A 12,838-nucleotide genomic window follows, 5' to 3' on the forward strand; every position below is an offset into this window, starting at 1 on the left:
TCTCTCCGTGGTGCCTCGTTGTGCTCGTGGTGTCGTTGTGTTGAGTCCCACCTGTGCTCGGCGGACACGGCGCTCACTGGAGGAATGACCGGCGCTTCACGGTCGGAGGCCGCTCCTATCGGTCCTGCTTCCAGGCGTCGTCGAGGCCCGCCTCGCCGTCGGCCAGGTCGGCGATGACCGCCTCTATGCCCTCCTCGCGCAGGCGCTTGCCGAGGGCGTCGCGGAACAGCAGCAGGGCGCTGATGCCGGCGACCTCGATATCGAACACCCGCCAGCGGCCGTCGCGGCGGTAGAGCTGCAGGCGCAGCGTGGTTTCGCGGATCTGCGGGCCGCGCAGACGGGCGGCGACGGTGGCGCGCTGGCCGTCGTCGCTCACCGTGCGCAGGTCGATCTGGCCCTCGCTGGCGAAGTCGGCAATCTCCTCGGCGTAGCGCTGCAGAGCGGCGGCATAGAGCCGCGTCAGCCGCTCGCCGAGGGCCTCGCTGAAGCGATCCAGAGTGGCCGCATCCACCTGCCGCGCCCGCGGGCCGAGCAGGAAGCGGCTCATCAGCTCCAGGTCCACGTGCGGCATGGCCTCGGTGGCGACGATGCGACGGGCGAGCTCGCCGTCCTGCCCCAGCGCTCCGGCCTCCGCGGCGACCCGGGCCAGCGCCTCGTTCACCACCGACCGCACCACCGCGTCCGGCGCCGGATCCTCTGCCAGGGCCGGCGACAGGGCCAGCAGCAGCCAGAGGCCGAGCAGTAGCCTAGCCCGCATGTCTCACCGACTCGCGAAGCGAGGGCGTGGAGATGGCGGGCAGGACAAGGCGCGGGAGAGCCCGGGCGCGCAGGCGTACTTGACAGTACGTCGAGCACCCGGGCCGAGCGCAACGCCGGCCTGTCCGCCAGATCCGCGGCCGCAGCCGCGAATCGGTGAGATATGCGGGCTAGACCAGCAGATCGCGCAGATACTCGAGGCGGCGGCGGGAGAGCTCGATGCGCTCGGCGAGCCCCGGGTCCGGATCGGGCAGGGCGTTGAGCACGTCGGCATGGAAGAACACCCCGAAGCTGTCGATGTAGTGCAGGTGCCGGTTGCGGTCGAGGACCAGATTCTCGAGACCGTAGAGGTCGATTACCCGTTCCTCGGACTGATACCACGCCTCGGCCACCTCGATGAACCGGCACAGCGCCGCCCGCGCCCGCGGCATGCGCTCGAGCAGCGGCCGCGCCTCGGCCTCGTTGGCGGGGTTGGCGATGTCGAACCAGCGGCTGATGGTGGGCGCCAGGGCCACCACGCTCTCGACGCCGTCGATGTGGGCGATGACGTAGAGCGTCTCCGGGACGATGTCGCCGAGGGCGTCGCGCAGGCGGCGGTGCTCGCGTCGCATCACCCGCACCTCGGCGGCTGTGAAGGGCACCCGTGGCACCTTGATGACGAAGTCCCGCGTCTCCCGCTGCCCGTCCCGGCGCACGCTGCCCGCGCAGCGCCAGACCTCGCAGTGGTAGCCGTCACTGGACACCAGGGTTGCCGGCAGCCGGTCTGTCCGCAGGGCGTCGATGCGGGCGTCGATACGATCGCTTTCGCGGCTCACGGGCGGCCCTCCGGGGCGGCGGCCCGGAGGGCCGAGTTGCAAGTTTCAGGTTGCAAGTTGAAAGTTCGGCTCAGCTACCCAGGCTAGCAATGCCACCGATCGGTGCGATCGCCAAACCTTAAACATTAAACCCGAAACCCGAAACTCGGGTGCTAAATCCCCCGCCGCACCAGCCATCGCAGGGTGATGTAGCTCCCCATCGCGATGGTGGCCGCGCCGGCCATGACGCCGGTCATGGCGAGCAGGGGGTCGTCGCCCAGGGCGCCGACGGCGGAGCCGGTGACGGCACCCAGGCCAAACTGGAACAGGCCGAACAGGGCCGAGGCCGCGCCGGCATTCTGCGGGTAGCGGTCGAGCAGGCCGGCGACGGTGTTGGCGGCGGCCATGCCCACGGTGCCGACGGCCAGGAACAGTGGTGCGGCCAGCACGGCGAGGCGGGTCTCGCCGCCGAGGGTCAGCCCGGCCAGCAGCCAGCTCGCGGCGAACATCACCGTGACCGCTGCCCCGAGCATCCGCCGGTAGCCGTAGCGCATCACCAGCCGGCCGTTGATGAGGTTGCCGATGACCAGCCCCAGCACGTTGAAGGCGAAATAGTAGCCGAACCGGCTCTGGGGCACCCCGAACACCTCGGTGTAGACGAACGGGCTGCCGGTGACGTAGGCGAACAGGGCACCGAAGGTCATCCCGCCGCAGAGCAGATAGCCCAGCGCCACCGGCGCCCGCAGCATCGGCCCGTAGGCCGCCGTCAGTCGCAGCAGGGTGGCGCCGCTGCGGCGCGCCGGCGGGTGGGTCTCCGGCAGGCCCTGCTGCACCAGCGCCAGACAGAGCACGGCGAACGCCACCAGGCACCAGAACGCCGCGCGCCAGCCGAGGCTTGCAGTCAGCCAGCCGCCGATCACCGGGGCGAGCAGCGGGGCGATGGTCATCACCAGGATCACGAACGACATCATCCGTGCCGCCTGCCGGCCTTCGTAGAGATCCCGCACCACGGCCCGGGCGAGCACCGGCCCCGCCGCGGCACCGAGCCCCTGCACCAGTCGGGCGCCGTTCAGGGTGGAGACATCCGGCGCCAGCGCGCAGACCAGGCTCGCCGCGAAGTACAGCACGATGCCGGCGAGCAGCGGCGGCCGCCGCCCGTACCGGTCGGCCAGGGGCCCATAGGCGAGCTGGCCGGCGGCCAGGCCGAGGAAGAACAGGCTCAGGCTCTGCTGCACGAGGCTCGCGTCCACCGCGAAGTCCCGCGCGATCAGGGGCAGCCCCGGCAGATACAGGTCGATGGACAGCGGCCCGAAGGCGCTCATTACGCCGAGGATCACCACCAGCCCCAAGCCGTCCGGCCGCACGCCGCGACGCCGCAACTCGCTCCGGGCCGGCGGCGCTGCAGTGGCCGAGGGGGCAGAGCGGGTGTCGTCGGGCATCGGAGGCCGTGAGCCTGGCTGCGGGCTGCGCAGTGTACCGCACGCTTGCCGGCGGGGCGGCTCCGCGGGCGCTTTGACGCCGCTCGCGGCGAATCCTCCGGGTGGTACCCGCACCCGTCCCCGCGCCGGTAGACTGCCGACAGCGGGTTCTGAAGGAGTCAGCCGTGTCCAGTGCCTCGCCTCTCAGCGCGCCGGCCCCTGCGCGCCGTCCCACGTCCGCCGCGCCTGAGCTGTCCGTGGACGAGGTGGCTGGCTGGCTGGGCGGGGGTGGTCCCGCGGTGGTGCTCGCCGGGGCCGGGGTCAGCACCGGGTCCGGCATCCCCGACTATCGGGATGCCAGCGGCGCCTGGAAGCGCAGCCCGCCCATGCAGCTCGGGGAGTTCCTCGGCAGCGAGCGGGCGCGCCAGCGCTACTGGGCGCGCAGCCTGGTCGGCTGGCGCCGGGTTGCCGCCGCGCGGCCCAATGCCGCCCACCGTGCCCTGGCCGGTCTCGAGGCCGGCGGCCGGCTCACCGCGGTGATCACCCAGAACGTCGATGGCCTGCACCAGCAGGCCGGCAGCCGCCGGGTCATCGACCTCCACGGCCGGCTCGACCGCGTCGAGTGCCTGGACTGCGCGCGCGTCCGCCCCCGGGATGAGCACCAGGGCGAGCTCGAGGCCGCCAATCCCGGCTGGGCGGAGGGTGCAGCGGTAAGCGGCATCGCCCCCGATGGCGACGCCGACCTCGCCGGCACCGACTACCGCGACTTCCGGGTGCCTGCATGCCGGGCCTGCGGCGGCGTGCTCAAGCCCGCGGTGGTGTTCTTCGGCGAGGGCGTGCCGCGGGAGCGCGTGTCGGCGGCGCTGGCGCAGGTCTCGCGGGCCGGGCTGCTGCTGGTGGCGGGCTCCTCGCTCATGGTCTGGTCCGGCTACCGCTTCGTGCGCGCTGCCCGGGAGGCTGGTGTCCCGGTGGTGCTGGCGGGCCTCGGTCTGACCCGTGCCGAGGGCGAGGCCGCCGGTCGCGTCACCGGCGACTGCCGGGAGACGCTGCCCGCGTTGCTGCGACGCCTCGGCGGCACCGGCCGGGCATGAACGCCGCGATGGAGTTCGGCCCGCTGGACGCCGACGCCGAGCGGGCGCGCCTCTCCGCGGCGCTGGTGGAGGCCATGGGCGACCTCGACGAGGGCGAGGCCATGGCCGGCATCCTCGCCCGCTTTGCCGACCGGCTGGCCGCCGCCTCGTCGCGGCTGCGGCTCGCCTGGCTGTACCTCGGCGACCCCCGCGCCCCGGTCATTCGCCCGCAGTACTGCGCCGGCCCCGAGCAGCGCTACGGCGAGTCACTCAGCGTGGATCGCTCGGCGCTGATGATGCGCGGCCCGGTGCGCCGGGCGCTGGAGGAGGGGCAGGCAGTGGTGCAGGACATCCCGCCGCGGCTCGGCCCGGTGGCGCGCCTGCTGCCGGGGGTCACGCGCTGGCACCGTGCCGCGGTGAACGCCGGGGTGTTCGCCGTGCTGGCGCTGCCGTTCCCGCTGCTGCACCGATCGGAGTGGGGCCTGGTCACCGTCTATGCCGATCACCCGGCCTATTTCGCCCGGGTGGGGCTGGAGCCGTTCCTGGCGCTGGCGCGGCTGGTGCAGGTGGGGCTCGACCGCATCGCCCTGCGCGAGTCCGAGCAGCGCAACCGCGCCGATCTCGAGCGGCTGCGCGCCCGCGACGCCGCCACCGGGCTGCTCAACCGGGCGGGTCTGCAGGAGCGGCTCGGCGCACTGCTCGGCGAGGGCGGTGAGCGTATCGGGCTGGTGCAGCTGGACCTCGATGACTTCTCCGAGCTCAATGCCGACCTCGGCCCCGGCGCCGGCGACGAGGTGCTGCTGGAGGTGGCGGGGCGGCTACGGCAGCTGGCGCCGGACGCCGAGGTGGCGCGGCTCGGGGCCGACGAGTTCGTGGTCCTGTTCCGCAACCTGCCCGCCGCCCTGCCTGCGGGGCATCTCGCCGAGCGCTGCCAGGCGGCGCTGGCCCGTCCCCTGCAGGTGGCCGGGCGGGGGGTGTCGCTGTCCGCCGCTGCCGGGGTCACGGCAGTGGTCACCGGGGACGCCGCGGAGGACGCGCTCACCGTGCTGCGGCATGCCGGTGTCGCGCTCGCCGGCGCCCGGCGGCTCGGCCGCGGCGAGCACTGCCTGTACGGTCCGCATCTGGAGAGCCGTGTCTCCAGCCGGCACGTCCTCTACGCCGAGCTGCGCCAGGGGCTGCGTCGTGGTGAGCTGCAGCCCTGGTTCCAGCCCCAGCTCGCCCTGCGCGGCCCCCAGGCGGGGCAGGTGGTGGGCTTCGAGGCCCTGCTGCGCTGGCAGCATCCACGCCAGGGCCAGGTCGCCCCGGGGCGCTTCATGCCCGAGGCCGAGGCCTCGCCCCTGATCCGCGACATCGGCCTGCAGGTGCTGGACGCCACCCTGACCCGCCTCGCGGCACCGGACTGCGCGGCGCTCACCGCCGGCGTCAACATCGGTGCGCGGCACCTGCTCGACGAACGCTTCATCGAAGACGTCACCGCGGCGCTCTCGCGCCATCCCGGTGTGCCGCCGGAGCGCCTGGAGATCGAGGTCACCGAGACTGCCGCCTTCGCCGATGTGGGGCTCGCGGTGCGGGTGCTGCAGCGCCTGCGTGCCCTCGGCTGTCGCGTCGCCCTGGACGATTTCGGCACCGGTCAGGCCTCCCTCACCCATCTGCAGGATCTGCCGGTGACGCGGCTGAAGATCGACCGCCGCTTCGTCAGCCGCCTGGCGGCGAGCCCGCGGGAGTTCGCCATCGTCGCCGGCACCCTGGTTACCGCCCGCGGGCTGGGTATCGAGACGGTGGCGGAGGGCGTGGAGGCCGCCGAGGAGCAGGCCCTGCTTACGCGCCTCGGCTGCGATGTGCTGCAGGGGTTTCTGCTGGCGCGGCCCATGCCAGGGGAAGCGCTGGGGCAGTGGCTCGCCAGCCACCGGCCGGACCCCGCCCTGCCGGCGGCGCCGCCCCAGCCCGGGGCGGTGCTGCCGCTGCTGGAGCTGGACGTGCGCCGGGCGGCGCTGCGCGAGCGGCTGGAGGCCCTGGGTGGCGAGCGCCCGGGGGGCGACGGCGACGGGCTGGCGGAGACCGTCGCCGCGCTGCGGGCGGACGTGCGCGGCGCGAGCGAGGGCCTGGAGCCGGGGACGGGCGCGCGGCTGCAGGGGGCGGCCGAGGCCTTCACCCGGGCCACCCGCGGCGTGCTGCGGGCGGCGGCCGGTGGCGAGCGGCGGGCCCTGGCAGGTGCCCTGGACGAGCTGACGGCGGCGGACGGCGAGTGGCGCCGGGCCGCGGAAGCGGCCTATGCCTCGCTTTCGTGCCGGTCCGGGCGCAGCAGCGGGCGCTCCAGCAGTGCCTCCAGTGCCTCCGGAGGCCCGGGCCGGGCATAGCGGTAGCCCTGCAGGGAATCGCAGCCGAGGGCGATTAGCGCCCGTTCCTGGCCCTCCGTCTCCACCCCTTCGGCCACCGTCTCCAGGCCCATGCTGCGGGCGAGGGCGACGATGGTCTCGATGATGCCGGCATCGGTGGGATCCTCGAGCATGTCGCGGACGAAGGAGCGGTCGATCTTGAGCGCGTTCACCGGCAGGCGCTTGAGGTAGCTGAGCGAGGAGTAGCCGGTGCCGAAATCGTCGATGGCGATGTAGACACCCTGCGCCTTGAGCCGGGCGAGGGAATCCAGGTTGGACTCGGCAAAGGCCATCGCCGCGCTCTCGGTGATCTCGAGCTCGAGCCCCTCGGCGGCAACGCCATGAGCCTCGATGGCGGCGAGCACGCGCTCGGCGAAGTCGTCCCGCTGCAGCTCCCGGGCGGAGATGTTGAGCGCGACCCGCAGCGGTACGCCCCGGGCCTGCCAGGCGCGCAGCTGGCGGCAGGCGAGCTCCAGCACGTGCTCGCCCAGGCTGTGGATCAGGCCGCTGGTCTCGGCCACGGGGATGAAGCGCTCGGTGGGTATTTCCTGCTCGCGGCCGCGCCAGCGGACCAGGGCCTCGACGCTCGCCACCCGGCCGTTTGCGGCCCCCACCCGGGGCTGGTAGGCGAGCTCCAGGGTGCCCTCGCGCAGTGCGCGGGCGAGCTCGCGCTCCAGGTTCACCCGCGCGTGCAGCTCCAGGCCGTGCTCCGCCTCGTAGGGCAGGTAGCCGAGGCCGGCGTCCTTGGCCCGGTACATGGCGATGTCGGCGTGCTGCAGCAGCTCGTTCAGGCTGCGCCCGTCCCGCGGGCAGACCACGCCGCCGATGCTCGCGCCCATGCGCACCACGCCGGCGCGCACGTTGAACGGGCGCCGGAAGGCCTCCTGGATACGGGCCGCGGTAGCCGCCAGCGCAGCGTGGTCGGCCCCCGGCATGAGCAGCGCGAACTCGTCGCCGCCGACGCGGGCCAGGGTGTCCCGGCGGCGCACGCAGGCACGCAGCCGCGCCGCCACCTCCACCAGCAGCAGATCGCCGTGATCGTGGCCCTGGGTGTCGTTGACGTCCTTGAACCGGTCCAGGTCCATGTACAGCACGCCGAGCCCCGCGCCGCTCACCAGCGCCCGCTTGATGGCTTCCTCGCCGGCGCGGCGCAGCAGCCGGCGGTTGGGCAGATCGGTGAGCGGGTCGTAATGGGCGAGGCGCTCCACCTCGCGTTCGCGGTGCTTGCGCTCGCTGATGTCGTGCAGTGTGGCGTAGAGGGCCGGGCGGCCGTCGTACTCGACGGTGGTGATGGTCACCTCCGCCGGGAAGTCGGTGCCGTCGAAGCGCCGCTGCATCCACTCGAAGCGATAGAACTTGCGCGTCTCGGCGATGCGGATGATGCGCTCGGCGAGCTCGCGGGAGTCGCTGCCGTCGGGCTGATGCGGCGGCGACAGCGCCCAGGGCGTGTGGGGGATCAGCGCCTGGCGGCCGGGGACGCGGAACAGCCGCGCCGAGGCGGCATTGCAGTCCACGATGCGCCCGTCCACCAGCACCATCATGGCGTCCTCGGAGGCGTGGAAGACGTCGTGGAACAGCCGCTCGCGGGCCTCCAGCCGGGCCCTGGCGGCGTTACGCTCGGTGACGTCCAGCATGGCGCCGACGAGTCCCGTGGGGCGGCCGGCAGCGTCGTGGATCACCGCCTTGTGGAACTCGATGGTGTGGCGGCTGCCGTCGTGGAAGCGCACCTCGCTCTCGTAGCACTGCGTGCCGCCGGCCTCGAGCAGGGCGCGATCCGCCTCGGCATAGCGGGCCGCGAGCTCCGGCGGGGCGAGGTCGTGCACGCCGCGGCCGACGATGGCCTCCGGCTCCGCGCCCATGATCTGTCGGGCGAAGCTGCGGTTGCAGCCGCGATAGACGCAGTCGGAATCCTTGAAAAAGATCGGCACCGGCAGCGCATCCAGCACCCGGCGGAGGGTCACGTCCAGCGCCCGGGCCGGGCCGTCGCCCTCCGGCGCGGCGGTGAAGACCGGCCCGGGCTCCAGCGCGGCAGCCAGCTGCGCCAGGTCGGGATGCACGGCCTCCCAGCAGTCTGCCAGCGGCGCATCGGGGCGATGGTCTGCGGCCAGCAGCAGCCGCGGACCCTCGGGCCAGGGCAGGCGCATGGCCGCGAGCACGCGGACGCTTCCCGGCATGCCGGGGAGGTGGGGTGCGCTCGCGGCGGGGAAGGACTGGCAGGTTGGGCCATCGTCGTCGGCGGGCAGGTGGGTGGCGAGGTCCGCCGGCAGGCGCTCCAGTCGCAGGCCGGCAGCCGCGGCGATGCGCAGCCCGTCAGCCTCCCCGGGCTCGATGATCGCCACGACCGGGGCCTGCAGGGCCGCCGCGGCGGTTCTCGCCAGCACGGCGAGCGTGCCCTCGCGTGCCTCGTCCGCAATGTCCGGGGCGCTCAGCCCCTGATGCGGGATGGTGATGGGATGCCCTCCTCCCCCGTTGCGGGTTGTGTTCCCGCAGAAGGCCCAATGCCGGCGATTGTAGGCACAGACTGGCGCCGGGGAAAGTCAGGCCTCATTCCACGGTGATTGCGGGCTGGCGATCCGCAGCGTCATCGTCGGATCTGATGACGAACCTGGCTGCGTAGACCTGCGCCGCGCCGCCGCGGGTGAGGCATCGGCCGTGCCGAGGCGGGGCGGGGTGGGAGCGCCCGGGACACGCCGTGAACCCGTCCCTGGGGGCTCGTAGGCGAGGTCCCTCTCGCCTACGGTCCCGGGCGCTCCCACCCCGCCCCGCTTCGCGGACGTGGGTGGCGTCTTCCGCGACGGGCCGCGGGCGTCCTTCGCGGTCCGCCCCCATGGTAGGCGGCGCTCAGAAGCCGGCGCCGGGCTCCGCCAGATAGGCCTCCTCCGCCGGCGTCGAGGCGCGGCCGAGGATCGCGTTGCGGTGGGGGAAGCGGTCGAAGCGCAGGATGACGTCCCGGTGCCGGCGGGCGAAGTCGAGGAACATCTCGAAGGGCTCGCGCTCGGCCTCGGGCACGGCGGCGAGCAGCTCCTCGAAGCGGTGCACGCACTCGTCCTGGACCGGCAGCGCCTCGGCGTGCTCCATCGGCATGTACACGAAGACACGCTCCACCGGGCGCAGGGTGAGGTCCTCCCGCAGGCGCTGGGCCTGCAGTGACTGGCCAAGGGCCAGATGGTCGCTGGCGAAGGCCTCGGGTCGGCCCCGGTGCACCACCCGCGGCAGCTGGTCCAGGGCCAGGATCAGCGCCAGCCGGCCACGGGCGCTGTCCGCCCAGGCGTCCAGCTCGCCGCGCGCCGCCTGGGCCGCCAGGGCGCCGAAGCGCTCGCGGATCTCCTCGTCCTGCTGGTCGCTCTTGCCCCACCAGAGCTGCGCCTGCCGCTGCGCAATCGCGGCGTCGGAAAGGGCGTCGGCGTCCTCGCCGAACCAGTAGGTGAGCAGGGCTTCGGCATCGGGTGTCATGGAGAGGGGCCTCCGTCGCGATGAATACCAACTTGCAGGGGCGCCGTGGCGCGAACTTCGCCGTTCCGTCCCGGTCCCCAACAGGCACGACACAACGTTAAACGCGAAACGTTAAACGCGAAACGCCAGACCTGCGGCCGCCCCATGCAACGCCCGCTGCCCGAGAAAGTCTGCGCCGTCTGCGGCCGCCCGTTCACCTGGCGGCGGAAGTGGGCGCGGGTGTGGCATGAGGTGCGCTACTGCAGTGAGCGCTGCCGCCGGCAGCGGCGGGGAGGCCGGGCATGAGCGCCGTGCAGGTGGTCTGGTTCAAGCGCGATCTGCGGGTGGCGGACCATGCGCCGCTGGCGGCGGCCGCCCAATGCGGCCCGGTGCTGCCGCTGTACGTGGTGGAGCCGGGCTACTGGGCGCAGCCGGATACGGCCGAGCGGCACTGGGCGTTCATCCGGGAGAGCCTCACCTCGCTGGACGAGGCGCTGCGGCGGCTGGGGCTGGCGCTCCATCTCGCCGAGGGCGCGGTGACGGACGTGCTGGCCCGCCTCCACGCGGCACACGGCATCGCCGCCGTGCATGCCCATGAGGAGACCGGCAATGCCTGGAGCTACGCCCGCGACCGGGCGGTTCGCGCCTGGTGCCGCGAGCAGGGGGTGGCGTTGCACGAGACACCGCAGTTCGGCGTGGTGCGGGGGCTCGACGACCGCGACCGCTGGGCCGGTCTCTGGGAGGCACGCATGCGCCAGCCCGTGATCACGCCGCCAGCCGAGGCGGTGGCTGCGCCGGTGGCACCGGGCCTGACGGTCGAGACGCTGCCGCGACGGCTCGGTGTCGGACGCACGCCCTGCCCGCAGCGACAGGCGGGCGGCCGCGCGGCAGGCGAGCGGCTGCTCGCGGGCTTCCTCGCCGAGCGCGGCGAGGACTACCGCCGCGGCATGTCCAGCCCCGCCAGCGCCGAGCAGGTCTGCAGCCGGCTCTCGCCGCATATCGCCTACGGCACGCTGTCCCTGCGCGAGGTCGTGCAGGCCCATCGCCGGCGCTGGGCGGCGGCCCGGGCCGGCGCGCCGCGCTCGCGCTGGGCGCAGTCGCTGAAATCGTTCGAGTCCCGGCTGCACTGGCACTGCCACTTCATCCAGAAGCTCGAGGACGAGCCGGACATCGAGTTCCGCAACCTGCACCGGGGCTACGACGGGCTGCGCGAGGACGACTTCGGCCCGGAGCGCTTCGCCGCCTGGGCCCAGGGGCGCACGGGCCTGCCCTTCGTCGACGCCTGCATGCGCATGCTCGCCGCCACCGGCTGGATCAACTTCCGCATGCGCGCCATGCTGGTGGCCGTCTCCAGCTATCACCTCTGGCTGCACTGGCGCGAGCCGGCGCTGCACCTGGCGCGGCTGTTCACGGACTACGAGCCGGGCATCCACTACTGCCAGGTGCAGATGCAGTCCGGCACCACCGGCATCAATACCCTGCGCATCTACAATCCGGTGAAGCAGTCCCGGGATCAGGACCCGCAGGGGGAGTTCATCCGCCGGTGGGTGCCGGAGCTCGACGCGCTGCCGGCGGAGTGGATCCACGAGCCCTGGCAGCTGCCGGCGAGCCTGCAGCAGCGCTACGGGGTGCGCATCGGCCGCGACTATCCGGAGCCGGTGGTGGACCACCAGGCCGCCGCCCGCGAGGCCCGGCGGCGGATACGCGGGCACCGGGCGAGCCGGGACATGCGCCCCGAGTCACAACGCATCCGCCAGCGCCACGCCAGCCGCAGCCCCAGCCCCCGCCGCCCCAAGCGCCCCGCCGCGCCCGGCCAGGGCCGCCTGAAGCTGTAACTGTCCGGGGACGGGACTAACCGCAAAGGCGCAAAGTGCGCAAAGAAACCGGTAGGTCGGGAAGCGCCACAGGCGCTACCCGACACGCCGGAAAGAGCATACGCATGGCCGCGCGTTGCGCGGCTGTCGGCGAGCGCTGCGCGCTTGCCGACCTACGGCTCTTACTACTCGCTTTTTGCCTCTTTGCGCCCTTTGCGTCTTCGCGGTTAATCCCCGTAGAACCCCGCAAGATCAGCGCCCGTGACTCTCGCGGCGGTCGATGTCGGCGCGGGCCTCGATGATGGCGGCGGCGGTGGCGTCCCAGAGGCGGTGGCGCAGCTCCAGGCTGCGCAGGGTGGCATCCTCGCACCACTGCCGGCGGACCGGGTCCTCGCCCACCACGTATTCCAGCAGCTCCCGGCTGCGGGCGGCGTGGTGGTGCTGCTCGCGGGCCACGTGGCGGTCCAGGTAGTAGCGGAAATGGGGGCAGCGGGCGCCGCGGTCGCCGAGGCCGGTGATCAGTGCGGTGAAGAGCTCCGGCAGCACCCGCTCACGCCCGAACAGCAGCGCGCCGGCCACCTCCTCGTCCATGCCGCGGGTGGCGATGGTGAGGTGGAAGTCCACGAACTCGCGAACCGCCGGCGGCAGGCGCCGCAGGTCCTGGTCGTCCACGAAGCGGGTGACGGCCCGGGTATCGGCCCCGACCTCGCTCATCGCCTCCAGGTAGAGCTCGTAGTGGCTCATGGGCCGCCCGCCCATGTCGAGGCCGCTCTCCTCCTCCAGCACCAGCTCGTTGATCAGGCGGATGAGGCGGGGTGGATGCGGTGCCGGGCGCCAGGGCAGGGTGCAGCCTGTCATGCGCTGCTGCAGGGCCTTCAGCAGGCTCATGAAGTCCCACACCGCGAAGACGTGGTGCTGCATGAACAGGCGCACCGCTTCCGGCGAGCGCAGCAGCTGGAAGACGGGATGGTGGGCCAGGCCGGCCTGGCGCCTTTCCAGAGTCTCGAACATGCGGGCCTCCCTGGGCTGCCGCCCCAACGGTCCTCCTGACCTGCCGGCGCCTGCCCGCCCGCGGACACCTTGCCGATGCTACGCGGTCGGACTCGCGCAATCCCTGGATTGTACGTGACCGACGCACGCCGTGAGATGCGGAGTGCGTCACAAAGCGGTGAACCTGCC

At 73.2% G+C, this 12,838-nt stretch carries 10 protein-coding genes; 4 read left to right on the forward strand and 6 right to left on the reverse strand.

Annotation, left to right across the window (positions count from 1 at the left end; all coding sequences use genetic code 11):
- Positions 1-115: 115 nt before the first annotated feature.
- The 3 genes from LMH63_RS02515 to LMH63_RS02525 form a co-directional block, all read right to left on the reverse strand.
- Entirely contained in the window at positions 116-757 is a 642-nt protein-coding gene (locus LMH63_RS02515; protein ID WP_109679964.1) for an MlaC/ttg2D family ABC transporter substrate-binding protein, read from the reverse strand.
- 169 nt (positions 758-926) lie between these two features.
- Positions 927-1,571 (reverse strand): hypothetical protein, encoded by a 645-nt coding sequence (locus tag LMH63_RS02520; RefSeq protein WP_109679963.1) that lies wholly within the window; start codon positions 1,569-1,571, stop codon positions 927-929.
- Positions 1,572-1,723: 152 nt separating this feature from the next.
- On the reverse strand, positions 1,724-2,989 hold the full coding sequence (locus LMH63_RS02525; protein WP_109679962.1) for a Bcr/CflA family multidrug efflux MFS transporter: 1,266 nt from the start codon (positions 2,987-2,989) through the stop codon (positions 1,724-1,726).
- A gap of 236 nt (positions 2,990-3,225) precedes the next feature.
- On the opposite strand from LMH63_RS02525, the gene LMH63_RS02530 reads away from it, so the two are divergent.
- Both LMH63_RS02530 and LMH63_RS02535 read left to right on the forward strand, forming a co-directional pair.
- Complete coding sequence (locus LMH63_RS02530) at positions 3,226-4,059, forward strand: NAD-dependent protein deacetylase (RefSeq protein WP_109679961.1); 834 nt, start codon at positions 3,226-3,228, stop codon at positions 4,057-4,059.
- Positions 4,056-6,395 carry a putative bifunctional diguanylate cyclase/phosphodiesterase gene (locus tag LMH63_RS02535; RefSeq protein ID WP_109679960.1) on the forward strand — a complete coding sequence of 780 codons (2,340 nt, stop codon included), beginning with the start codon at positions 4,056-4,058 and terminating at the stop codon, positions 6,393-6,395. Before LMH63_RS02530 ends, LMH63_RS02535 begins: the two co-directional genes overlap by 4 nt.
- On the opposite strand, the gene LMH63_RS02540 is transcribed toward LMH63_RS02535, so the two are convergent.
- Both LMH63_RS02540 and LMH63_RS02545 read right to left on the reverse strand, forming a co-directional pair.
- Positions 6,308-8,794 carry an EAL domain-containing protein gene (locus LMH63_RS02540; RefSeq protein ID WP_109679959.1) on the reverse strand — a complete coding sequence of 829 codons (2,487 nt, stop codon included), beginning with the start codon at positions 8,792-8,794 and terminating at the stop codon, positions 6,308-6,310. The two genes, LMH63_RS02535 and LMH63_RS02540, sit on opposite strands and share 88 nt — an antisense overlap.
- A gap of 460 nt (positions 8,795-9,254) precedes the next feature.
- Positions 9,255-9,866 (reverse strand): DUF924 family protein, encoded by a 612-nt coding sequence (locus LMH63_RS02545; protein ID WP_109679958.1) that lies wholly within the window; start codon positions 9,864-9,866, stop codon positions 9,255-9,257.
- Between the two features lie 144 nt (positions 9,867-10,010).
- Between LMH63_RS02545 and LMH63_RS02550 the strand changes: the two genes are divergently transcribed.
- Positions 10,011-10,151 carry a DUF2256 domain-containing protein gene (locus tag LMH63_RS02550; protein WP_109679957.1) on the forward strand — a complete coding sequence of 47 codons (141 nt, stop codon included), beginning with the start codon at positions 10,011-10,013 and terminating at the stop codon, positions 10,149-10,151.
- Positions 10,148-11,680, forward strand: coding sequence for a cryptochrome/deoxyribodipyrimidine photo-lyase family protein (locus LMH63_RS02555; RefSeq protein WP_109679956.1), 1,533 nt, complete (start codon positions 10,148-10,150; stop codon positions 11,678-11,680). Before LMH63_RS02550 ends, LMH63_RS02555 begins: the two co-directional genes overlap by 4 nt.
- A 231-nt stretch (positions 11,681-11,911) precedes the next feature.
- Here the strand turns inward: LMH63_RS02555 and LMH63_RS02560 are convergent, their stop codons facing one another.
- Positions 11,912-12,670 (reverse strand): DUF3050 domain-containing protein, encoded by a 759-nt coding sequence (locus LMH63_RS02560; RefSeq protein ID WP_109679955.1) that lies wholly within the window; start codon positions 12,668-12,670, stop codon positions 11,912-11,914.
- Between the last annotated feature and the right edge of the window lie 168 nt (positions 12,671-12,838).

Source organism: Spiribacter halobius (assembly GCF_020883455.1).
Classification (GTDB): domain Bacteria; phylum Pseudomonadota; class Gammaproteobacteria; order Nitrococcales; family Nitrococcaceae; genus Sediminicurvatus; species Sediminicurvatus halobius.